This is a genomic window from Sinomonas sp. RB5, from assembly GCF_054063535.1.
The window spans coordinates 17,374-39,704 of the sequence record NZ_JBSSGJ010000017.1 but is presented as its reverse complement, the minus strand read 5'-3'; the positions used below and the strand labels follow the sequence as shown (position 1 = coordinate 39,704).

21 protein-coding genes are annotated in these 22,331 nt (G+C 72.2%); all 21 read left to right on the top strand.

All coding sequences use genetic code 11. The annotated features are described in order from the left end of the window. Nucleotides 1-22 precede the first annotated feature (22 nt). Complete coding sequence (locus ACVWWH_RS16870) at nucleotides 23-382, top strand: DUF3040 domain-containing protein (protein ID WP_447418728.1); 360 nt, start codon at nucleotides 23-25, stop codon at nucleotides 380-382. A 489-nt stretch (nucleotides 383-871) separates the two neighbouring features. Then, complete coding sequence (gene mraZ / locus ACVWWH_RS16865; RefSeq protein WP_066502272.1) at nucleotides 872-1,303, top strand: division/cell wall cluster transcriptional repressor MraZ; 432 nt, start codon at nucleotides 872-874, stop codon at nucleotides 1,301-1,303. A 159-nt stretch (nucleotides 1,304-1,462) separates the two neighbouring features. Beyond that, nucleotides 1,463-2,464 (top strand): 16S rRNA (cytosine(1402)-N(4))-methyltransferase RsmH, encoded by a 1,002-nt coding sequence (gene rsmH / locus ACVWWH_RS16860; protein ID WP_457317335.1) that lies wholly within the window; start codon nucleotides 1,463-1,465, stop codon nucleotides 2,462-2,464. Next, a complete protein-coding gene (locus ACVWWH_RS16855) occupies nucleotides 2,461-3,066 on the top strand; it encodes a hypothetical protein (protein ID WP_066497418.1) in 606 nt (201 codons plus the stop codon). Before rsmH ends, ACVWWH_RS16855 begins: the two co-directional genes overlap by 4 nt. Before the next feature lie 186 nt (nucleotides 3,067-3,252). Then, complete coding sequence (locus ACVWWH_RS16850; protein ID WP_457317358.1) at nucleotides 3,253-5,007, top strand: peptidoglycan D,D-transpeptidase FtsI family protein; 1,755 nt, start codon at nucleotides 3,253-3,255, stop codon at nucleotides 5,005-5,007. A gap of 106 nt (nucleotides 5,008-5,113) precedes the next feature. After that, nucleotides 5,114-6,802, top strand: a complete 1,689-nt coding sequence (locus ACVWWH_RS16845; protein ID WP_457317357.1) for a UDP-N-acetylmuramoyl-L-alanyl-D-glutamate--2,6-diaminopimelate ligase — start codon at nucleotides 5,114-5,116, stop codon at nucleotides 6,800-6,802. Next, entirely contained in the window at nucleotides 6,799-8,298 is a 1,500-nt protein-coding gene (locus tag ACVWWH_RS16840) for a UDP-N-acetylmuramoyl-tripeptide--D-alanyl-D-alanine ligase (protein WP_457317334.1), read from the top strand. The genes ACVWWH_RS16845 and ACVWWH_RS16840 overlap by 4 nt, the downstream gene beginning before the upstream one ends. A gap of 1 nt (nucleotide 8,299) precedes the next feature. Beyond that, complete coding sequence (gene mraY, locus ACVWWH_RS16835) at nucleotides 8,300-9,409, top strand: phospho-N-acetylmuramoyl-pentapeptide-transferase (protein ID WP_066497420.1); 1,110 nt, start codon at nucleotides 8,300-8,302, stop codon at nucleotides 9,407-9,409. Then, nucleotides 9,406-10,986, top strand: coding sequence for a UDP-N-acetylmuramoyl-L-alanine--D-glutamate ligase (gene murD / locus ACVWWH_RS16830; RefSeq protein WP_457317333.1), 1,581 nt, complete (start codon nucleotides 9,406-9,408; stop codon nucleotides 10,984-10,986). The genes mraY and murD overlap by 4 nt, the downstream gene beginning before the upstream one ends. A 3-nt stretch (nucleotides 10,987-10,989) precedes the next feature. After that, nucleotides 10,990-12,399 (top strand): putative lipid II flippase FtsW, encoded by a 1,410-nt coding sequence (gene ftsW / locus ACVWWH_RS16825; RefSeq protein ID WP_457317332.1) that lies wholly within the window; start codon nucleotides 10,990-10,992, stop codon nucleotides 12,397-12,399. A gap of 2 nt (nucleotides 12,400-12,401) precedes the next feature. Continuing rightward, on the top strand, nucleotides 12,402-13,553 hold the full coding sequence (gene murG, locus ACVWWH_RS16820) for an undecaprenyldiphospho-muramoylpentapeptide beta-N-acetylglucosaminyltransferase (protein ID WP_457317331.1): 1,152 nt from the start codon (nucleotides 12,402-12,404) through the stop codon (nucleotides 13,551-13,553). Continuing rightward, on the top strand, nucleotides 13,550-14,971 hold the full coding sequence (gene murC, locus ACVWWH_RS16815; RefSeq protein ID WP_457317330.1) for a UDP-N-acetylmuramate--L-alanine ligase: 1,422 nt from the start codon (nucleotides 13,550-13,552) through the stop codon (nucleotides 14,969-14,971). The genes murG and murC overlap by 4 nt, the downstream gene beginning before the upstream one ends. Then, nucleotides 14,961-16,103, top strand: a complete 1,143-nt coding sequence (locus ACVWWH_RS16810; protein WP_457317329.1) for a cell division protein FtsQ/DivIB — start codon at nucleotides 14,961-14,963, stop codon at nucleotides 16,101-16,103. The genes murC and ACVWWH_RS16810 overlap by 11 nt, the downstream gene beginning before the upstream one ends. A 237-nt stretch (nucleotides 16,104-16,340) precedes the next feature. Then, on the top strand, nucleotides 16,341-17,573 hold the full coding sequence (gene ftsZ / locus ACVWWH_RS16805) for a cell division protein FtsZ (RefSeq protein ID WP_457317328.1): 1,233 nt from the start codon (nucleotides 16,341-16,343) through the stop codon (nucleotides 17,571-17,573). Further along, nucleotides 17,570-18,295: a polyphenol oxidase family protein gene (locus ACVWWH_RS16800; RefSeq protein ID WP_457317327.1), complete on the top strand. Its 726-nt coding sequence runs from the start codon at nucleotides 17,570-17,572 to the stop codon at nucleotides 18,293-18,295. Before ftsZ ends, ACVWWH_RS16800 begins: the two co-directional genes overlap by 4 nt. Then, the gene (locus ACVWWH_RS16795; RefSeq protein ID WP_457317326.1) at nucleotides 18,288-18,998 is read left to right on the top strand and encodes a YggS family pyridoxal phosphate-dependent enzyme; all 711 of its coding nucleotides are present in this window, start codon (nucleotides 18,288-18,290) and stop codon (nucleotides 18,996-18,998) included. Before ACVWWH_RS16800 ends, ACVWWH_RS16795 begins: the two co-directional genes overlap by 8 nt. A gap of 83 nt (nucleotides 18,999-19,081) precedes the next feature. Further along, nucleotides 19,082-19,597 carry a cell division protein SepF gene (locus ACVWWH_RS16790; RefSeq protein WP_066497432.1) on the top strand — a complete coding sequence of 172 codons (516 nt, stop codon included), beginning with the start codon at nucleotides 19,082-19,084 and terminating at the stop codon, nucleotides 19,595-19,597. A gap of 13 nt (nucleotides 19,598-19,610) precedes the next feature. After that, on the top strand, nucleotides 19,611-19,898 hold the full coding sequence (locus ACVWWH_RS16785; protein WP_066497434.1) for a YggT family protein: 288 nt from the start codon (nucleotides 19,611-19,613) through the stop codon (nucleotides 19,896-19,898). A gap of 133 nt (nucleotides 19,899-20,031) precedes the next feature. Beyond that, nucleotides 20,032-20,682: a DivIVA domain-containing protein gene (locus tag ACVWWH_RS16780; RefSeq protein ID WP_447418738.1), complete on the top strand. Its 651-nt coding sequence runs from the start codon at nucleotides 20,032-20,034 to the stop codon at nucleotides 20,680-20,682. A 74-nt stretch (nucleotides 20,683-20,756) separates the two neighbouring features. Continuing rightward, entirely contained in the window at nucleotides 20,757-21,350 is a 594-nt protein-coding gene (gene lspA, locus ACVWWH_RS16775) for a signal peptidase II (protein WP_457317325.1), read from the top strand. Continuing rightward, entirely contained in the window at nucleotides 21,343-22,269 is a 927-nt protein-coding gene (locus tag ACVWWH_RS16770; protein WP_457317324.1) for an RluA family pseudouridine synthase, read from the top strand. Before lspA ends, ACVWWH_RS16770 begins: the two co-directional genes overlap by 8 nt. Nucleotides 22,270-22,331: the final 62 nt, after the last annotated feature.

Below are 22,331 nucleotides of genomic sequence, written 5' to 3'. Positions count from 1 at the left end.
CTGCATGCGTGAAGGAGTCGCCATGCCTCTCTCGGAGCACGAACAGAAGATGCTGGAGCAGCTTGAGAAGCAGCTCCATGAAGAGGACCCCAAGTTCGCCGATTCCATGGGCGCCGATGCCCTCAAGACGTTCTCGACCAAGCACATCGTGCTCGGGGTCCTCGGCGTCATCGCGGGCATCCTCGTCCTCCTGATCGGGGTGAGCATCCAGAACATCTTCGTGGGAGTCCTCGGCTTCCTGCTGATGGGCGGGAGCGTCTACTACGGGACCCTCCGGCGCCCCGGACGGCGCCTGCGCGCCGGCAGCTCGAAGCGGACGGGCAGCGGGTTCCTCCGCAAGCTCGAGGCCCAGTGGGAAGAGCGGCGCAGGGACGAAGGCTGACCCTCCCGCCCGGACCGCGCGCCGGTCCTGAGCCGACTCGCCTCAGCGACTCCAGAGCCACGCCCCGCCTGACGGCCTGACTGTGCCCCGGAACCTCTCGGTTCCGGGGCACAGTCGTGTTCGCGGCAGGCGTCCGCACCGGCCGCGCTCCGCTTCCCTCCCGGTCCTCCACTTCCCTCCCGGCGCCCCGCTTCCCTCCCGGTCCTCCACTTCCCTCCCCGGGTGCCACCGGCAGCGGGCCGCCCCGCTCGCGGCGGGAGGCTGCGGCTGCCGCCGTGGCTCGCGTATGCCCTCAGGGCTCCACCCGGCACCCTTTTCCCTCCACCCGGCCCCCAGGGCCAGGATCCGCATGAATCCGCGGGAGTTCCTTGTACAGATGGTGCGAGCCGTGTCGCATTGACGGGGGAGGGTCGTGGAGTAAAGTGGGGGATGTTGGAGGGAAGTGGCGGATAGGGCCGTTCAGCCTCGCACAGACGGGTGGTGGTGCCGGTGTTGCTCGGTACGTATTCGCCGCGTCTTGACGAGAAGGGGCGACTCATCCTCCCGGCGAAGTACCGAGACGAACTGGCCGAGGGGCTGGTTCTGACCCGGGGCCAGGAGCGCTGCATCTACGTCTTCAGCCAGAAGGAATTCGAGAGGGTCCACGAGCAGATGCGGGAAGCCCCTATCTCCTCGCGTCAGTCGCGTGACTATCTCCGAGTCTTTCTGTCCGGAGCCTCCGACGAGGTGCCTGACAAGCAGGGGCGCGTGACGATCCCCCAGAACCTGCGCAAGTACGCGGGCCTGGACCGGGACCTGGCCGTGATCGGCGTAGGGACCCGGGCGGAGATCTGGGACGCCCAGGCGTGGGAGGACTACCTGTCCGAGAAGGAATCCGCCTTCTCGGAGACCGACGACGACGCCATACCCGGGATCATCTGATCCCACTGGCTGGCCGAGATCTCCAGCCGCCCCGCAACGCTTCCTGGCTCACCTTCCCCGGAGCCAGGCGGCCGACCGGCGCGGAGGGGGATCTGGACCAGCCGGACACCACGGAGCATCCGCTCCAGACGAGACGCAAGCGCACGGGAGGAGTGGACCATGGCGAGTGACGACCAGCAGGACAGGCCGACGTCCGACCGCCATGTCCCCGTCCTGCTCGAGCGCTGCGTCACGCTGCTGTCCGGCGGCGTCGAGGCGGCGGTCGCCGCCGGGCGCACCCCCGTGGTGGTCGATGCGACGCTCGGCATGGGCGGCCACAGCGAGGCGATCCTCACGCGGTTCCCGACGGCGACGCTCGTCGGGATCGACCGGGACGAGCAGGCACTCGCGCTCGCCGGCGCCCGGCTCGCCCCGTTCGGGACGCGCGCCCGGCTCGTGCACGCCGTCTACGACGAGATCCCCGAAGTCCTCGAGGAGCTCGGCCTGCCGGGCGCCGACGGCGTGCTGATGGACCTCGGCGTCTCCTCGATGCAGCTCGACGAGCGCGAGCGCGGATTCGCCTACTCCTACGACGCCCCGCTCGACATGCGCATGGACACGAGCCGCGGCCTGACGGCGGCGGACGTGGTCAACACCTACAGCGTCGAGGACCTCACCCGGATCATCCGCTCGTGGGGCGAGGAGAAGTTCGCCGGCCGGATCGCGAAGAACATCGTCGCCGAGCGCGAGAAGCAGCCGTTCGCGACCACCGGCCAGCTCGTCGAGGCCATCCGCGCGGTGGTCCCCGCGGCGGCTGCCCGGACCGGCGGCCACCCCGCCAAGCGCACGTTCCAGGCGCTGCGGATCGAGGTCAACGAGGAGCTCGACGTGCTCGAGCGTGCCGTCCCGGCCGCCATCGGCACCCTGACGCTCGGCGGGCGGATCGTGGTCATGAGCTACCACTCGCTCGAGGACCGCATCGTCAAGGCCGCCCTCCAGTCGAGGAGCCGTTCGACGGCGCCTCCGGGGTTCCCGGTGGAGCTCGAAGAGCACCGCCCGGAGCTGAAGATCATCACCAAGGGAACAGAAGTGCCGACGGAAGCCGAGATCGCGGAGAACCCCCGCGCAGCCTCGGCTCGCCTCCGCGCGGCGGAACGCATCAGGGCAAGGAGTGGAGCATGAGCGCAGCAGCACAGCGGACGGCGGCGGTGGCCGGGACGTCCGCCCTCACGACGGCGGCACCCCGGCAGGAAGCCCCGTCCGCCGCGCCGCGCCGGACGCCCCTGTCGGTCGTCCGCTCCGCGCCCGCCCGCCGTCGTGCTCCGTTCGCCATCTTCTGCCTCGGCGTCCTCGCCGCGGCCCTCCTCGCCGTGCTCGTGCTCAACGTGTCCGTCTCCACCGGGCAGTACCAGCTCGTCCAGCTGCGCAATGACCAGCTGAGCCTCCAGAAGCAGAACCAGGAGCTGACACAGCAGGTCCAGAACTTCCAGGCTCCCCAGAATCTGGCCGCGCGGGCGGCACAATATGGAATGGTCGCCTCGACGTCCAACGGCCAGATCGACCTGAAGACGCTCGCAGTGACCGGCAACGCCAAGGCTGCGGAGAAGGGTGCCCCCCAGGGCGCCGTGCTCGCGACGCCCGCCGTTCCCGGCCAGCTCTCCGCTGCGCCGGCAGCGACGACCAAGGACGCGCCGACCGCCAAGCCGGCGGACAAGCCCGCCGCGAAGGTTGACCTCCACGGCGGCTCCATCCCGGCTCCCGCGCAGAAGACGCCGGGCCAGTAGCCCCACGGCCACCGGTCTGGCGCCAGCGGCGGACCGGCGCGGCCGAGCGCAGCAGCAGGGAGATCGGGAAGCGTAGGGACACACGTGGCAGCGAAGAGCACCGACCGACAGGGCAGGCAGGGCCGCGGCGGCCCCCGCACACCGGACGACGGGCCCGTCCGGCGCGCACGCCGGGCCACGAGCCGCCTGCGCCTGGGCCTCGCCGCGATGCTCGCCCTGCTCCTGCTCATCGGCGGCCGCCTCGTGCTCGTCCAGGGCATGGACGTGGGCGGCCTCGCGGAGGCGGCCCTGAGCAAGCGGCTGCAGAAGACCGTGCTCCCGGCCGAGCGCGGCCAGATCGTCGACTCGAAGGGCACCGTCCTCGCCTCGAGCGTGGTCCGCTACAACATCACCGTCGACCAGCGCATCGCGTCCTCCAAGGACTTCACGGAGCTCGAGCAGCGCGTAGACGCGGGCGACGGCACCAAGAAGATCGTCACGATCACCCGGGACCAGGCGATCCAGCAGCTCGCCGACGCCGTGGGCAAGCCCGCCACGGACGTGGCCGCCGCCATCACCGGCGACAAGCCCTTCAACTATGTGGCCCGCGACGTCACACCGGACACCGAGGCCCGCGTCATGGCCATCGGCTTCCCCGGCATCCTCTCGGAGGGCGTGACCCAGCGCGTCTACCCCGACGGCGCGGTGGGCGGGAACCTCGTCGGCTTCGTCGGCTCGGACGGCACCGCCCTCGCGGGCCTCGAGCAGACCCAGGACAGCCTGCTCAAGGGACAGGACGGGTCCCGCGAGTACGAGATCGGGGCAGACGGCCTGCGGATCCCCGTGGCCACCGACAAGCTCACCCCGGCGCAGGACGGCAAGACGGTCAGGCTCACGATCGACTCCGACCTCCAGTACTTCACCCAGCAGGCCATCCAGACCCAGACGGACAAGTACAGCGCCGAGTGGGGCATCGCCATCGTCATGGACGCCAAGAGCGGCAACATCCTCGCGATGGCGGACTCCAACTCCGTCGACCCGAACGACCCGGGCAAGACCGCCGCGAAGGACCGCGGTGCGCGGGCCGTCACCGCGGCCTACGAGCCGGGGTCCGTCGAGAAGACGATCACCATGGCCGCCCTCATCCAGGAGGGCAAGGCCAACCCCCTCTCGCAGTACACGATCCCGCCCACCTACACGGTGGACGGCCAGACCTTCTCCGACGCCTTCACCCATGGCACGGAGCAGCGCACACTCGCGGGCATCCTCGGCTACTCGATGAATACGGGCACGGTCATGGCGGGCAAGGCCCTCTCGCCGCAGCAGCGCTACGACTGGTTCACCAAGTTCGGCATCGGCCAGCCGGTGGACATCGGCCTCCCGGGGGAGGCGCTGGGCGTCCTGCACACCCCTCAGGAATGGGACGGGCGCCAGCAGTACACGATCCTGTTCGGACAGGGCGTGACCCAGTCCACCCTGCAGACGGTGCGGGCGTACCAGGCGATCGCCAACGACGGCGTCATGCTCCAGCCCCGCCTCATCGACGCCTATGTCGACCAGAACGGGCACACCACGTCGCCGCAGACCGCCCCGCCGTCGCAGGTGGTCAGCAAGGACACGGCGCGGCAGGTCCAGCAGATGCTCGAGAGCGACGTGACCGAGGGCGAGGTCAAGCCCGCGGCTATCGACGGCTACCGGGTCGGCGCCAAGACCGGCACCTCGGAGGCCCCCCGGGAGGACGGGGTGCCCGGCTACGACGGTGTGACCTCCTCGCTGATCGGCATGGCGCCGATGGAGGACCCGCGCTACATCGTCGCCGTCGTGATCCAACGGCCCAAGGGCGACATCTTCGGCATCGGCAACGCGGACGTGTTCCGCTCCGTCATGAGCCAGACGCTCCACAAGTACGGCGTTCCGCCGTCCACCGGGACCCCCGCGAAACTGCCCCAGTACGCCAAGTGAGCACGTGAGGCCGGTCCATTCCGGGTGCTGCCCCACGGCGGCGCCCGGAAACGGCGTTATAGAGTTGGAATCCCGATCGATGAAGGTGAACGTGAGCGAGCAGCCCATGCCCACGGGCAGGAGGAGTGCCTCCCCGGGGGGCACACAGCAGGACAGGCAGCCGGCCATCCGCCCGGCACGCGTCGACCCGGTGCCCCTGGCCGAGATCGCCGCGCTCCTCGGCCTCCCCGAGGACGGGCTCGAGGACGCCCCTGCGGTGACCGGCGTGACCCTCGACTCCCGCTCGGTGGTCCCGGGCGACGTCTACTTCGCGCTCCCCGGCGCCTCGCGCCACGGCGCCGACTTCGCCCGCCAGGCAGTCGAGGCCGGCGCGGTGGCCATCGTCACCGACCCTGACGGTGCCCAGCAGCTCGCACTCTCGGAGACCTCGGCCGACGTGCCCGTCCTCGTCGTGGACGCCCCGCGCGCGGCCGTGGGCGGTGCCTCGGCGCTCGTCTACGGCACGCAGCGCGGCGGGGGCGGAGCGGGCGTGGCCCTGCTCGGCGTGACCGGGACGAACGGCAAGACGACCACGACCTACTTCGCCAACGCCCTCCTGCGCGCCCTGGGCCACCGCACCGGGCTCATCGGGACGATTGAGATCTCGGCCGGGGGAGAGCCGATCCCGAGCCGTCTCACCACGCCCGAGTCCCCGGAGGTCCACGCCCTGCTGGCCGTGATGCGCGAGAAGGGCGTGAGCGCCGCCTCCATGGAGGTCTCCTCGCACGCCATCGAGTTCGGCCGCGTCGACGGGGTCCGCTACGACGTCGTCGGCTTCACCAACCTCACCCAGGACCACCTCGACCTCCACGGCACGATGGAGGACTACTACGCGGCGAAGGCGCGGCTCTTCACGCCCGAGCGCGCCGACCGTGCAGTCGTCACGGTCGACGACGCGTGGGGCCGCCGCCTCGCGGCCGAGGCGCCGATCCCGGTCACCACCCTGCGTACCGAGGCCGCCGGCCCCGCGGACGGGACGGACACCGCGGACTGGACCGTGACGGACGCCCGGAGGTCCGGCGTGGGCACCGCCTTCGAGCTGCGCCACGCCGACGGCACCGCTCTGCGGGTGCGCTCGGGGCTGCCCGGCGGGTTCAACGTGGCCAACGCCGCGCTGGCGACGCTCCTCGTCCTCGCCTCCGGAGCCTCGGCCGAGGAGGTCCAGAAGGCCCTCGACACCGACCCCTTCACCGTCGAGGTCCCCGGCCGCATGCAGCTCGTCGGCACGGCCCCTGCCGCGGTCGTGGACTTCGCGCACAATCCGGACGCCCTCGAGCGCGCCCTCGACGCGGTCCGTCCGGAGGGCGCCGGCCGCCTTATCGTCGTCTTCGGCGCCACCGGCCAGCGGGACCAGGGCAAGCGCCCCATCATGGGCGCAGTGGCCACACGCGGCGCCGACGTCGTCGTCGTCACCGACGACGACCCGCACGACGAGGACGCCGGCGCCATCCGGGCCGAGGTCATCGCCGGCGCGCGCGCCGAGGACGCCGGGCAGGGCCTCGGCCGCCGTATCGACGAGGTCGCGCCCCGCGCCGCGGCCATCCGCCACGCGGTCTCGCTCGCCGGAGCGGAGGACGTGATCCTCGTCGCCGGACGCGGGCACGAGTCCTTCCAGGAGGTCAAGGGCGTGAACCTCGCCCTCGACGACCGCCTCGAGCTGCGCGCCGCCCTCGCCGAGCACGGCCGCCCCCTCGTGCAGGACGGGCCGGGATTCCCGTCTGCGGGCGCGGACGCACTAGAGTCCGATGCGCAATGATTGAGTTCACAGCGGCGCAGATCGCCGAGATCACGGGCGGGCGCCTCCTCGCAGACCCCGCCATCGTCCCCACCACCGTCGTGACCGACTCGCGCGAGGCGGCCCCCGGCTCCCTCTACGTGGCCAAGCCCGGCGAGCACGCCGACGGGCATGCCTTCGTCGGTGCGGCCTTCCGCGCCGGCGCGACCCTCGCACTGTGCGAGCGCGAGGTCGCCGATGACGACGGCGCGCCCTACCCGTGCGTCGTCGTGCCCGACGCGGTGCTCGCCATGGGCGCCCTGGCCGCCGCCGCGGTGGCCCGCATCCGCGCGGCCCGCGCCGAGCGCGGCGAGGAGTTCACCGTTGTCGGGATCACCGGGTCGGCCGGCAAGACCACGACCAAGGACCTGCTCGCCGGGATCTTCCGTTCCACCGCCGCCGGCTCGGCGACCCCCGCCGCGACGGTCGCCCCGCAGGGCTCCTACAACGGCGAGGTCGGCGTGCCGCTGACCGTCTTCCGCGCGGACTTCACCACCCGGTACCTCGTCGTCGAGATGGGCGCCACCGGCATCGGCCACATCCGCTACCTCGCCCAGATAGTCCGCCCCGACATCGGGGTCGTGCTGATCGTCGGCACGGCGCACGCGGGCGAGTTCGGCGGCGTTGAGAACATTGCGAAGGCCAAGGGCGAGATGGTCGAGGCCCTCGCTCCCGAGGGAACCGCCGTGATCAACCTCGACGACCCGCGCGTGCGGGCCATGGAGTCCCGCACCCAGGCGAAGCCGGTCTTCTTCACCGCCCACCCCGAGACGGCGGCGGCCTACGCCCAGCGCGGGACCGTGGTCGCGGCCCACGGCGCAACGGTCGACGCCGGGGGCTCCCCGGTGTTCGAGCTCTCCGTGGGCGCCCAGGCGCCCGTCCACGTGGCCAGCCGCCTCATCGGCGCCCACCACACGGGCAACCTGCTCGCGGCGGCCGCCGCGGCCTACGCCGCCGGCGTGCCCGTCGCCGAGATCGCCGAGTCCCTCTCGGCGCAGGGCCCGGGCAGCCGCTGGCGCATGCAGCGCACCGAGCGCGCCGACGGTGTCACCGTCATCAACGATGCCTACAACGCCAACCCCGAGTCCATGCGCGCGGCGCTGCAGACCCTCGCCGACCTCGGTCGCGGCCGGCGCACGTGGGCCGTCCTCGGCGCCATGCTCGAGCTCGGAGACGAGTCGATCGCCGCGCACACCGCCGTCGGCACCCTCGTGGTGCGCCTGAACATCGACCGGCTCGTGGTGGTCGGCCGTGAGGCCCGCCCGCTCTACGTCTCGGCCGTGAACGAGGGCTCGTGGGGCAACGAGACCAGCTTCGTCGAGGACGTCGACGCCGCGTACGCACTGCTCGACGAGGAACTCGCGCCCGGCGACCTCGTCCTGGTCAAGTCCTCCAACGGCGTCGGCCTGGGGGCCCTGGGCGATCGGATAGCATTGCCGCAGCAGCCGGCCACCGCGGACATCCAGGAACGGAGCTGACGTGATCGCACTGCTGATCGGCGGCGGTCTCGCCCTCCTCTTCGGGCTTGTGGGGACCCCGCTCTTCATCCGTCTGCTCGTGCGGCGGGGATACGGCCAGTTCATCCGGGACGACGGCCCCACCACCCACCACACCAAGCGCGGAACGCCGACCATGGGCGGCGCGGTGTTCGTGCTGGCCTCGGTCGTGGCGTACTACCTCACCCACCTCATCACCTGGCTCATGAACCCGGCGGCCACCGGTCCGACGGTGTCTGCGGCCCTGCTCCTGTTCCTCATGGTCGGCATGGGCCTCGTCGGGTTCCTCGACGACTTCATCAAGATCACCAAGCAGCGGAGCCTGGGGCTGAGCGCGCGCGCCAAGCTCATCGGGCAGGGCCTCGTGGGCATCGCGTTCTCCCTCCTGGTCCTGCAGTTCCCGGACCACCGCGGCCTGACCCCGGCGTCCACGCACATCTCGTTCCTGCGGGACATCCCCTGGCTGGACCTGGCCTTCGGCGGCACGGTCCTGGGCGCAATCCTGTTCGTGATCTGGTCCAACCTAATCGTCACCGCCGCGAGCAACGGCGTGAACCTGACCGACGGCCTGGACGGGCTCGCCGCGGGCGCCTCGATCATGGTCTTCGGCGCGTACACGATCATGGGGATCTGGCAGAGCAACCAGGCCTGCGGCTCGGCCCGGGTCATCGGGTCCGTGTGCTACGGGACCCGCGACCCGCTCGACCTCGCGCTGCTCGCCGCCATCATGAGCGCGGCCCTGGTCGGATTCCTGTGGTGGAACACGTCGCCGGCCAAGATCTTCATGGGGGACACGGGCTCGCTCGCGATCGGCGCCGCGGTCGCCGGCTTCGCGATCCTCACCCGCACCGAGCTGCTCCTGATCATCATCGGCGGCCTGTTCATGCTCATCACGCTCTCGGTCATCCTGCAGGTGGGCTACTTCAAGGCCACCAAGGGCAAGCGGCTGTTCAAGATGGCACCGCTGCAGCACCACTTCGAGCTCAAGGGCTGGGCCGAGGTGACCGTGGTGGTCAGGTTCTGGATCCTCGCCGGGCTCTGCGTCGCAGGTGGCCTGGCTGTCTTCTACGCAGAGTGGGTGGCTGGACTGTGACATCGTTCTCGAACTCGACCCCTGCCGCCCAGCGGCTCGCCTCCCTCACGTCATGGGACGCCGACTGGTCCGGGCTGCGCGTCGTGGTGGCCGGCATCGGCGTCTCGGGCTTCGCCGCCGCGGACACCCTCATCGAGCTGGGTGCGCGCGTCGTCGTCGTCGACGCCTCCGTGACCGAGCGGGCGGAGGCCCAGGCGGACACGCTGCGCATCGTGGGCGCCGAGGACGTCCTGCTGGGGCCGGACGCCGTGGCACGCCTTCCGAAGGTCGACGGCGAGTGGCCCGAGCTCGTGGTGACGTCGCCGGGCTGGCGGCCGGACCAGGCGATGCTCGCCGAGGCGGAGCGCAGGGACATCCCGGTGTGGGGCGACGTCGAGCTCGCCTGGCGCGTGCGCACCCGTCGGGGCAAGAAGACGGCGGACTGGCTCGCGATCACCGGCACGAACGGCAAGACGACCACGGTGGGCATGACGGAGTCGATGCTGCGCGCGGCGGGCCTGACCGCCGTCGCAGTCGGCAATGTCGGCACCCCGATCCTCGATGCCATCCGGGAGCCGGTCGAGTACGACGTCTTCGCCGTGGAGCTCTCGAGCTTCCAGCTGCACTGGGCCAGCTCCCTCTCGCCGGTGGCCTCCGTGGTCCTGAACGTGGCCGAGGACCATGTCGACTGGCACGGCTCCTACGAGGCATACCTCGCCGACAAGGCGAAGGTCTACGAGAAAACGCAGAAGGCCTGCATCTACAACGCCGAGCAGATCGAGACCGAGCGCATGGTCGAGGAGGCCGACGTCGTCGAGGGGTGCCGGGCTGTCGGCTTCACGACTCGCACGCCCGCCGCGAGCATGCTCGGCGTCGTCGAGGGCCTGCTCGTCGACCGGGCCTTCATCGAGGAACGCCGCGACCACGCCGCCGAGCTGGGCTCGCTCACGGACCTCGGGCCCGTCGCGCCCAGGCACATGGTGGCCAATGCCCTCGCCGCCGCGGCCCTCGTGCGCGCCTACGGGGTGGAGCCCGCAGCGGTGAAGGCCGGCCTGCAGGCCTACCTCCCCGGCGACCACCGGATCCAGCCCGTCGCAGACATCGGCGGCGTGGCCTGGGTCAACGACTCCAAGGCCACCAATCCGCACGCCGCGGCGGCCTCGCTGTCCGCGTTCGAGCACGTGGTGTGGATCGCCGGCGGCCTGGCCAAGGGTGTGGCGTACGACCAGCTCGTCGCCGATCAGGCTTCCCGGCTGCGCGGCGTGGTGCTGATCGGGCGCGACAGCTCCGAGCTCGCCGGCGCCCTCGCGCGACACGCACAGAATGTCCCCGTGTACCGCGTCGACCCGGGCCAGACTGGTGGAGACCAGTCCGCCGGCGCCGCCGTGGCGGGGAGCGACGTGATGGCCTCGGCCGTACGGCTCGCCGCCGAGCACGCGGAACCGGGCGACACAGTGCTGATGGCGCCCGCCGCGGCATCCATGGACCAGTTCGACTCGTACGCCCACCGCGGGACGGCCTTCGTCGAGGCGGTGCACGCACTCGCCCGGGACGAGGCCGGATCCGGCAGGGACCGGGGAGAGACGACCGAGGAGTAGCAGATGGCGAGCCCAGCCCAGGAGCAGCGGACCCCCGCACGGTTCCTGCGAGCACCCCTCGCCCTCTGGCAGCGGATCGCCCGGCCGGACTCGGCCAGCAGCGGCACGAGCTACTTCCTCATCCTCGGCGCCACCCTCGCGCTGACGGCGATCGGCATCATGATGGTGCTCTCGGCCTCGAGCGTCGAGAGCATCGCGGCGGGGGAGAGCCCCTACACGGCGGCGCTGAAGCAGGCGCTGTTCGGCCTCGTGGGCCTCGTCGGGATGTTCGTCCTCTCCCGCATCAACGTGCGGTGGCTCAAGCGGCTCGCCTGGCCGGGCATCGGCGCGACCATCGTGCTGCTCGTGCTGGTCCAGCTCATCGGCCGCCGCGTGCTCGGAAACCGCAACTGGATCGACATCGCCGGCTTCAGCCTCCAGCCCTCCGAGTTCGCCAAGCTCCTGCTCGCCCTCTGGATGGCCACGATCCTGAACAAGAAGGCGGACCTGCTCGACCACTGGGGCCACGCGCTCGTCCCGGTCGTCCCCGCGGGCCTCGGCGTCGCCGCCCTCGTCATCTGGGGCCACGACCTCGGTACGACGCTCGTGATCCTGCTGGTGGTGGTCGCGGCCCTCTTCTACGCCGGGGTGCCCACCAAGCTCTTCGTGACCTCCGGGGTCGTGCTGGCCGTCGGTGCGATCGGCTTCGCCGTCACAAGCCCCAACCGCATGTGCCGCATCTACAACTGGGTCGGGCAGGAGCCCGACTTCTGCAAGGCGGACGGCGGCGACTTCGGCTACCAGGTGCAGAACGGCCTCCAGGGCCTCGCCTCGGGCGGCTGGCTCGGTGTCGGCCTCGGACAGAGCCGGCAGAAGTACAGCTGGATTCCCGAGGCGCACAACGACTTCATCTTTGCGGTGCTCGGCGAGGAGCTCGGGCTCTTCGGCACCCTCCTCGTCCTTGCCCTCTTCGCCGTCCTCGCGGTCGCCGTCTTCCGCGTCGTCTCCCGCCAGAAGGAGCTGTTCCCACGGATCCTCGGCGGCACGATCATGGCGTGGATCCTCGGCCAGGCCGCGGTCAACATGGCCATGGTCACGGGGATCGCCCCCGTGATCGGTGTCCCGCTGCCGTTCATCTCCTCGGGCGGTTCGGCCCTCGTGAGCTGCCTCTGCGCGATCGGCGTAGTGTTGTCCCTGGCCCGCGAGGACATGCGCCCCGTGCGGGCCCGGAGGCCCCGCCGTACCGCCGTACGGAACGGCGGCGCGGTGTCCGCGGCCGCCGCCACCCGGCGTCCGGCCCCGAAGCCGGCCAAGGTCCCCGCCGCGGCAGGGAGGGCGACGGCGAAGCGGACGGCCCCGCCGCAGGCTCCCCGGCCCGCACCGGCACGCGGCACCACGGCGCAGCACCAGACCCAGCGGAAGGCCAGCACCTAGTCATGCCCCATGAGGATCCCTCCGGGACCCCCGTCCCCGCGTCGGGACCGTCCGTCGTGCTCGCCGGCGGCGGAACCGCCGGACACGTCAGCCCCCTCCTGGCGATCGCGCGGGCGGTCGTCGAAGCCGCTCCCGCGGCGAAGGTCCTGGCCGTCGGCACGGCGGCGGGCATGGAGAGCCGGATCGTCCCCGACGCGGGCTTCGAGCTTGCCGTGATAGACCGGGTGCCCTTCCCGCGCCGGCCGAGCGCCGACCTCCTCCGTCTCCCCGGACGGTTCGCCCGGGCCGTGCGCCAGTCCGAGGCCATCCTGCGCGGAGCGGGCGCCGACGTCCTCGTCGGCGTCGGCGGCTACGTGTGCACACCGATGTACCTCGCGGCGCGCCGCCTCGGCGTTCCCATCGTCGTGCACGAGGCGAATACGCGGGCGGGGCTGGCCAACCGCGTCGGCGCCCTGCTCACGCACCGCGTGGGCAAGGCGTTCCCCGACACCCGCCTGCGCCACGCGCGCACCGTGGGCATGCCGATGCGCCGGGAGGTCTCGGGGCTGGACCGCGCCGCCGCCCGGGCGTCCGCCCGCGCTGATCTGGGCCTCGACCCCGCCAGGACCACGCTCGTGGTCACGGGCGGGTCGCTCGGCGCGGCGAGCCTGAACCGGACAGTGGCCGCCTCCCTCGAGGCGCTGGACCGTGCCGGGGTGCAGACGCTGCACATCACCGGCCGCGGCAAGGCCGTCACCGATGCCTCGGGCGCCCCGCTCAGCGCCCCGGGCTACCACCAGGTCGAGTTCGTCGACGCCATGGAGGCCGCGTACGCCGCGGCGGACCTGATCGTGTGCCGGTCCGGCGCCGGCACCGTCTGCGAGGTCGCCGCGGTGGGGCTCCCGGCAGTCTTCGTCCCGCTGCCCATCGGCAACGGCGAGCAGGCCCTCAACGCCCGCGGCCTCGTCGGAGCAGGGGCCGCGCTCCTGGTCAAGGACGCCGAATTCACCCCCGAGTGGCTGGCGCGCGAGGTCCTGCCCCTCCTGGCCGATCCCGCACGGCGCGCCGACATGTCCCTCCGGGCCGCGCGGCTCGGGATCCGGGACGCGGACAGGACCATGGCCGCGATGGTGCTCGAAGCCGCCGCGGCACTGCAGGAAGGAGCGCACGCATGAGCGCTGCGGAGCAGACTGTACCGGAGCTCGGGTCGCTGGGCCGGGTCCACTTCGTGGGCATCGGCGGCGTCGGCATGTCCGCCGTCGCCCGCGTGATGCTCGGACGCGGGGTCGCCGTCAGCGGCTCGGACGCGAAGGACCTGCCCGTCATGGGCGACCTCGCCGCGCTCGGCGCGCGGGTCGCCGTCGGCTACGACGCAGGGAACCTGGGGGACGCGGACACGGTCGTGCGGGGGTCGGCGATCCGGCCCGACAACCCCGAGCTCGTCGAGGCCGCCGCCCGGGGGCTGCGCGTGCTGCACCGCTCCGAGGCGCTCGCCTCCGCCATGGGCTCGGACCGGGTCATCGCCATCGCCGGCACCCACGGGAAGACCACGACCACCTCGATGGCCACCTGGATGCTCCGCGGCGCCGGGCTCGACCCGAGCTTCGCGATCGGGGCCAACGTCCCCGCCCTCGGCGTCAACGGGGCGGCCGGCCGGGACGCTGTCTTCGTGGCCGAGGCCGACGAATCGGACGAGTCCTTCCTCAACTACCGGCCCGTGACCGAGATCATCACCAACGTCGAGGCCGACCACCTCGACCACTACGGCACGGCCGAGGCCGTCCACGCCGCCTTCGACTCCTTCGCCGCCCTCGTGCCCGCCCATGGGCTCGTCCTGGCCTGCGCGGACGACGCGGGCGCCCGCTCCGTCGCGGAGCGGCTGCGGGCCCGCGAGGGCGCTCCCCGGGTGCTCCTCTACGGCACGGGCGAGGACGCCGACGTGCGGCTGTCCTTCGACCCCGCAGGATCCGAGGTCCGCTGGGGCGGCCAGGTGCACCCGCTGCCCCTGCGCGTCCCCGGACTCCACAACGCGCTCAACGCGACCGGCGCCTTCGCCGCCGCCGTCGACGCGGGCGCCGACCCGGCCCTGGCCTCGGCGTCGCTCGCCGACTTCGCCGGCGCGGCACGGCGCTTCGAGCTCAAGGGGGAGGCCGGGGGAGTGCGGGTCTTCGACGACTACGCCCATCACCCCACCGAGGTGCGCGCGGCCCTGGCCGCCGCCCGGGCGGTGGCCGGCGGCCACCGCGTCCACGTGCTCTTCCAGCCGCACCTGTTCTCCCGCACCCGCGAGTTCGGAGCGCAGTTCGCCGAGGCGCTCTCCGCTGCGGACACGGTGCGGGTCCTGGACATCTACCCGGCCCGGGAGGACCCGGTCCCCGGCGTCACGAGCGAGCTCGTCACCGTGGGCCTGCCGGCGGGCGCGTACGCCCCCGACACCGCGGCAGCGGTCGCCGAGCTCGCCGCGGCCGCGGCGCCGGGGGACATCGTGCTCACCGTGGGCGCGGGGGACGTCACGGCCCAGGGCCAGGCGCTCCTCGCGGCCCTCGCCGCGCGCGCCCGCCCCTCCGTGCCCGAGGCGCGCCATGGCTCCTAGCGGACGCGTCCCGCGGGTCCCGCGCGTCCCGGGGCGGGAGGACGCCGGCGGCGGCCGCCCCCGCGGCGCCCCGCAGGTGCCCTCCCAGGAGCGCCCGGCTCCTGGCGCCTCGCCGGGCACCGCGCACGACGCCGGTCCCTCGCCGTCGTCGGCACGGGTCACCGTCCGCAGCGGGCCGAAGGTCACCCTGCTCGGCTCGGCCGAACCGAGCCCGGTCGCAGACAGCGGCGCGGGCCGGGACGCAGCACCTGCGCCGCAGGAAGCGGCGGCGCCCGCCGGGAAGGCCGCTGGCGCGGAACAGAAGGCGGCGAGCTCCCGGAAGCGCCCCCGGCCCAAGCTCTCCGACCTGCCCCAGCTCGCCGATCTGCGCCGCACCAAGGGCACCGACGGCCCGCAGGACGAGTCCGCAGATGTCCTCGCCTTCCCGGAGCCGCCGCGGAGGCGGCGCCGGCGGCGGCTCCTGCTCGGCACCGCGATCGCCGCAGCGCTCGTCGCAGGCCTGTTCGCCGTGCTGCTGTTCACCCCGCTCGTCGCGGTCCGCACGATCACCGTCCAGGGGACGCACCTGCTCACCGTGCAGCAGGTTGAGGACGCGCTCGGGCCGGTCCGCGGGAAGCCCCTCGCGACCGTGGGCACGGACGAGGTGGGCCGGCTGCTCGGCCAGTTCGTCCAAGTGAAGTCCGTGCGCGCCCGCGCCGTTCCTCCCGAGACCCTCGTGGTCGAGGTCACCGAACGGGTGCCGGTGGCCCTCGTCAAGCAGGGCCAGAAGCTCCTCGTCGTCGACGGCGACGGGGTGGTCCTGGGCGAGGCGCGGGACACCTCCCAGTACTCCGTGCCGGTCATCGACGGCTCGGCAATGCCGATGGGCCAGGCCGTGTTCAGGGCGGTGACGGCGGTCCTCGCCGCGCTGCCGGCCGACGTGCTGGCGCAGCTCGCGACGGCGTCGGCGCAGTCCCCCGACTCGGTCCAGCTCAAGCTCGCGGACGGCCGGAGCGTCGTGTGGGGCAACGCGGACGACCGGGAGCTCAAGGCGAAGGTGCTCGCCGCCCTCATGAAGGCGAGCCCGCAGAAGGGCCAGGCGCCGGCTCAGGTCTTCGACGTGAGCACCCCGCGCCATCCGGTGACACGATGACGGATCCGATGGCCGGGCGCCCCCGGCACGTGTGGCACAGTGGAATGGGTCAGATGGACCGGCGTCCGCGAGGACGTGGCGCGACACGCCAAGGCGGTCGTTGCACGCCCTCAGGCGGCCCCCTACCGTCTTCCTAAGAGCTACTTGACATAACTATAACCTTCAAGTTGAGGGTTAAGGTTGTGGACTCCGGGCTTCTTGCAGAACCAGCAGGCTTTCGAACAAGGGACACTCAACGTGGCAGCACCGCAGAACTACTTGGCCGTCATCAAGGTCGTCGGCATTGGCGGCGGTGGCGTGAACGCAGTCAACCGCATGATCGAAGTCGGTCTGCGAGGCGTGGAATTCATCGCCATCAACACGGACGCCCAGGCGCTGCTGATGAGTGACGCGGACGTCAAGCTGGACGTCGGCCGCGAGCTCACCCGCGGGCTCGGCGCCGGCGCCAACCCCGAGGTCGGCCGCCAGGCCGCCGAGGACCACGCGGACGAGATCGAGGAGGTCCTCCGCGGGGCTGACATGGTCTTCGTCACGGCGGGCGAGGGCGGCGGCACCGGCACCGGCGGCGCACCCGTCGTGGCCCGGATCGCGCGCAGCCTCGGCGCGCTGACCATCGGCGTCGTCACCCGGCCCTTCACGTTCGAGGGCCGCCGCCGCGCCACGAGCGCCGAGAACGGCATCGAGGCCCTGCGCGACGAGGTCGACACCCTCATCGTCATCCCCAACGACCGCCTGCTCTCCATCAGCGACCGCAACGTCTCCGTCCTCGACGCCTTCCGCTCTGCCGACCAGGTGCTGCTCTCCGGTGTCCAGGGCATCACTGACCTCATCACGACTCCCGGCCTGATCAACCTCGACTTCGCCGACGTGAAGTCGGTCATGCAGGGCGCTGGTTCCGCCCTCATGGGCATCGGCTCGGCCCGCGGCGAGGACCGTGCGGTCAAGGCCGCCGAGCTCGCCATCGCCTCGCCCCTGCTCGAGGCCTCCATCGACGGCGCCCACGGCGTCCTGCTCTCGATCCAGGGCGGCAGCGACCTGGGCCTGTTCGAGATCAACGAGGCCGCCCGCCTCGTCCAGGAGGTCGCCCACCCGGAGGCGAACATCATCTTCGGCGCCGTGATCGACGATGCGCTCGGCGACGAGGCCCGCGTCACGGTCATCGCCGCCGGGTTCGACGACGTCCGCGCGACCTCGCCGTCGCTCGAGGACACCAAGGCGGCCGCTGCGCAGGCCTCTGCCGCTCCGTCCGTCCCGGCGGCGCCCGCGGGCCACACCGGTGCATCGCAGCCCTCCGTCCCGCCGCGTCCGAGCCAGCCCGCGCCCGCCCACGCCGGCCTGAGCCAGTGGAGCCAGAGCCGTCCGGGGATGCCCACCGACGGCGGGTTCGACGTCGAGCTCCCTGCCGTCGTCGAGCCCGACCTCTCGGGCAACCGCAACGACGATCTCGACGTGCCCGACTTCCTCAAGTGAACCGCGGCGCTGCTTCGGCCGCGCCGGCCGAAGGCCCCTTCTGGTGGCGCCGGGACGTGCGTCCCGGCGTCACCGTCGCGTTCACGCATGCCGGGGCGGGGAACCTCGCCTTCCACGTCGGCGGCGATGACGACGGCGTGCGCCGCCACCGCGACGCCCTCGCCGCCGCAGCGGGGGTCCCGTCCTTCCAGTACATGAGCCAGGTCCACGGGTCCGAGACCGTGTGGGCCGGCGAGGAGCCCGCACCCACCGCGGACGCGCTCCTCTCGCGCGGGGACCCCCTCGCCGTCATGGTGGCCGACTGCGTCCCCGTGGTCCTCGTGGGCGAGTTCGACGACGGGCGCCCCGCCCTCGCGGCCGTCCACGCGGGCCGTCCCGGCCTCGTGGCCGGTGTGGTGCCCGAGGCCGTCGCCCGGCTGCGGGAGGCCGGCGCGCGCGGGCTCGAGGCCTGGCTCGGACCCAGCATCTGCGGCCGGTGCTACGAGGTCCCCGCGCAGATGCGCGACGAGGTCGAGGCCGCGGTGCCCGGGACGGCGACCGCCACCAGCTGGGGCACCCCCGCCCTCGACCTGCCCGCCGGGGTACGCGACCAGCTCGCCCGGGCCGACGTCGCCGTCCACCGCGAGGCGGAGGCGTGCACGTACGAGCACGAGGAACTCTTCTCCCACCGGCGCGCCCCCGGCGTCGGGCGCATCGCCGGCCTCGTCTGGACCCATGCCTGAGCAGGGGGAGCGCCGCGAGGAGCTCGCTGCCCGGCTGGCACGGGTCCGCGGCCGCATCCGTGCCGCCTGCGACGCGGCCGGCCGGACCGAGGAGCCGCGGCTCATCGTCGTCACCAAGTTCCACCCCGCCTCCGACGTGCGCCTCCTCGCCGAGCTCGGGGTGACCGATGTGGGCGAGAACAGGGACCAGGAGGCCGCGGCCAAGGCCGCAGGCCTCGCCGGCCTCGGCCTGCGCTGGCACTTCATCGGCCAGCTGCAGACCAACAAGGCCAAGAGCGTGGTCCGCTATGCGGACGCCGTCCACTCCGTGGACCGCCCCCAGCTCGTGGCCGCCCTCTCGAAGGCGGTCGTCGCTGCGGGGCGCGAGGATCCGCTCGCCTGCCTCATCCAGGTGAACCTCGACCCGGCGGCCGCGGGACGCGGGGGAGCGGCCCCTGCAGATGTCCCGGAGCTTGCCGCACTCATCGACGGCGCGCCGGGGCTCCGCCTCGCCGGCGTCATGGCGGTCGCTCCGCTCGGGGCGGACCCGGCTGAGGCGTTCGCCACACTCGCGGACGTCGCGGGAGGGCTGAGGCAGCGCTACCCGGACGCGACGATGGTCTCTGCGGGCATGAGCCAGGACCTCGAGGCGGCCGTGGCCGCGGGTGCGACACACCTCAGGATTGGCACCGATGTCCTCGGCCCCCGGCCGCCGGTGGGGTAGCTTCGTCACTGTCGGGTCCTTCTGGGCCGAGTGGCCCGACTTTGGCGTTTGCACCCAGAGCGGCCCGAGGACAGGAGTCGAGCATGGCTGGCGCTCTGCGCAAGACGATGATCTACCTCGGCCTGGCGGACGGCGAAGAGCAGTTCGAGACCGAGGCCCATGACGCACGGACGGAAGAGGAACAGCCAGTGCACACTGAGCGCGAGGACCGCCGCACGGCGTTGGCCACCCGCGAGGCGACTCCGGCCGAGGTCGAGGAGTATCGTGCTCCCGTGACTCCCATCAAGCGCGCCGCCGCCGTGCGCGAAGACGGCGGCCTCCGCCAGATCACCACCGTGCACCCGCGCTCGTACAACGACGCCAAGGTCATCGGCGAGAGCTTCCGCGAGGGCATCCCGGTCATCATGAACGTGACGGACATGGGCGAGGCAGACGCCAAGCGGCTCGTCGACTTCTCCGCCGGCCTCGTGTTCGGACTCCACGGCAGCATCGAGCGCGTCACCAACAAGGTGTTCCTGCTCTCGCCGTCGACCATCGAGGTCCTCGGTGAGGACAAGAAGGTCGCGGACAACCAGGCCTCGTTCTTCAACCAGAGCTGATCCACGCATCGCCATGGGCTTCCTGTTCGCCATCCTGTACCTTGTGCTGGAGCTGTTCTTCATCGCGCTCGTCGCCCGGCTCGTGTTCGACTGGGTGCAGTCGTTCGCCCGGTCCTGGCGGCCGCGCGGGGCGGCGCTCGTCGCGGCCAGCGCCGTGTACACGGTGACGGACCCGCCGATGAAGCTCTCGCGGCGATGGTTCCGGCCCCTGCGGCTCGGGGCGATGAGCCTGGACCTGGCGTTCATCGTCCTCGTCATCGCGGTGGTGATCGCGATGTCGATCGTGGCGGGCCTCGCCTAGGGGCGCCCAGCGCCCCCCGGCTCGTGCCCGCCGCTGCTGCGCGGTGGCGTGCCGAGCACCCACCAGCAAATTCAAGATACGGTAGTCGTGGTGGCGGATGCTGCCTGACCGATTAGACCAATGAGGTGAGCAGATGGCTCTGACGCCAGAAGACGTTGTCAACAAGCGGTTCCAGCCGACCAAGTTCCGCGAAGGCTACGATCAGGACGAAGTCGACGACTTCCTTGATGAGATCGTCATCGAGCTTCGCCGCCTCAACCAGGAGAACGACGAGCTCCGCAAGAAGGTCGCCGAGCTCTCCGGCAAGCAGGGCGCGGCTCCGCAGGCCGCCGAGAAGCCCGCGCCGGCCGAGGTGCGCGAGGAGCCCAAGCCCGAGCCTGCCAAGGAGGTCGCCCCGGCCCCCGCCGCGCCGGCACCGCAGGCCCCGGCTCCCTCCGGGGACGGCCGCACGGCCGTCGCCGAATCTGCTGCAGGCCTTCTCGCCATGGCGCAGCAGATGCACGACAAGCACGTGCAGGACGGCCTCGACCAGCGGGACAAGATCATCGCCGAGGCCCAGATCGAGGCCAGCAGCCTCGTGAACGACGCCCAGGAGAAGTCCCGCAAGACCCTCGGGGCCCTCGAGCAGCAGCGCTCGGTGCTCGAGCGCAAGGTCGAGCAGCTCCGTGGCTTCGAGCGCGACTACCGCTCCCGGCTCAAGGCCTACATCGAGGGCCAGCTGCGCGACCTCGAGTCGCGCGGCTCGGTCGCCACGGCTGAGATCTCGGACAGCGCCGAGGTCTGATCCACCGCGTGAGCCATCGAGGCCGGCGGCCGCCTTCGGCGGGCGCCGGCTTCGCGCTGCCATCGGAAAGAAGCATGGACACTACTGAAGACGCTCCCGCCGTCCCGCTCCGGCGGCGACGGCGCGCCGTCGTGCTCCTGGCACTCATCGCGGCCCTTGCCTACACGGGCGACCAGCTCACCAAACTGTGGGTGACGAGCACGATGGTCGAGGGCCAGCGCATCCCCGTCCTCCCGCCGCTGCTGCAGTGGTACTACATCCGCAACTCGGGAGCGGCCTTCTCGATCGGCGAGGGCGTCACCTGGCTGTTCACGATCATCATGACCGTCGTCGCCGTCGGGATCATCGTCTACACCCGCAGGGTCCGCTCGCTGTGGTGGGGCACCGCGCTCGGGCTCGTCCTGGGAGGGGCGCTGGGCAACCTCACCGACCGCCTGTTCCGCGAGCCCTCCTTCGGGATGGGCCACGTGGTCGACTTCATCTCGTTGCCGCACTTCGCCATCTTCAACGTGGCGGACTCCGCGGTGGTGTGCGGGGTCGTGCTGGTCTGCCTGCTCACGCTCACGGGCCTCTCGCCCGACGGCACGCGCCAGCGCTCCGGCAAGGGCCCCGAAACGGGTGCCGAGGGAACGGCAGCCGGCGAAGGAGCGGAGCCGGACCGTGGCTGAGCTCCTCGTGGTCCCCGAGGAGCTCGCGGGCGGCCGTGCCGATGCCGTGCTCGCCGCGCTCCTTGGCGTCTCGCGGTCCACGGCCGCCTCGCTCCTGGCCGGCGGACACGTCCTCTCGTCCGGCAGGCCCGTGGCCAAGTCGGCGAAGGTGGGCGTGGGCGAGGAACTCCTCGTCGAACGGCCCGAGACCCGGGATCCTCTGGAAGTGGTGGTGGAGAAGGTGGACGGACTCGAGATCCTCATCGACGACGAGGACTTCGTGGTCGTGGACAAGCCGGTGGGCGTCGCCGCGCACCCGTCGCCCGGCTGGGTGGGCCCGACCGTGGTCGGAGGCCTCGCCGGCGCCGGCTACAGGATCTCGACCTCGGGCGCGCCCGAGCGCGCCGGGATCGTGCACCGGCTCGACGTGGGCACCTCAGGGGCCATGGTGGTGGCCAAGACCGAGCTCGCGTACACCGCGCTCAAGCAGGCGTTCAAGGACCGCACCGTGGAGAAGGTGTACCACGCGGTGGTCCAGGGCATCCCCGATCCCCTCGAGGGCACCATCGATGCGCCCATCGGCCGCCACCCGGGGTACGACTGGCGCTTCGCGGTCATCGAGGACGGCCGCCCGTCGGTGACCCACTACGAGGTGATCGAGGCGTTCGGGCGGGCCAGCCTCGTCGAGGTCCACCTCGAGACCGGCCGCACGCACCAGATCCGCGTGCACTTCTCGGCGCTCCACCATCCCTGCGCCGGCGACCTGACCTACGGCGCGGACCCCCGGCTCGCCGCCGACCTCGGCCTCACGCGCCAGTGGCTGCACGCCTACCGGCTCGCGTTCGCGCACCCGAGGACCGGCGAGCGCGTCGAGGCCGTGAGCCCGTATCCCGCGGACCTGCAGTACGCGGTCGACGTCCTGCGCGAGGGCCGCGTCTGAGCTGACGCCCGGCGCACGGCGAGGGCCGGGCGCGGGCGCGGAGACCGCCGTCGTGCCTCCGC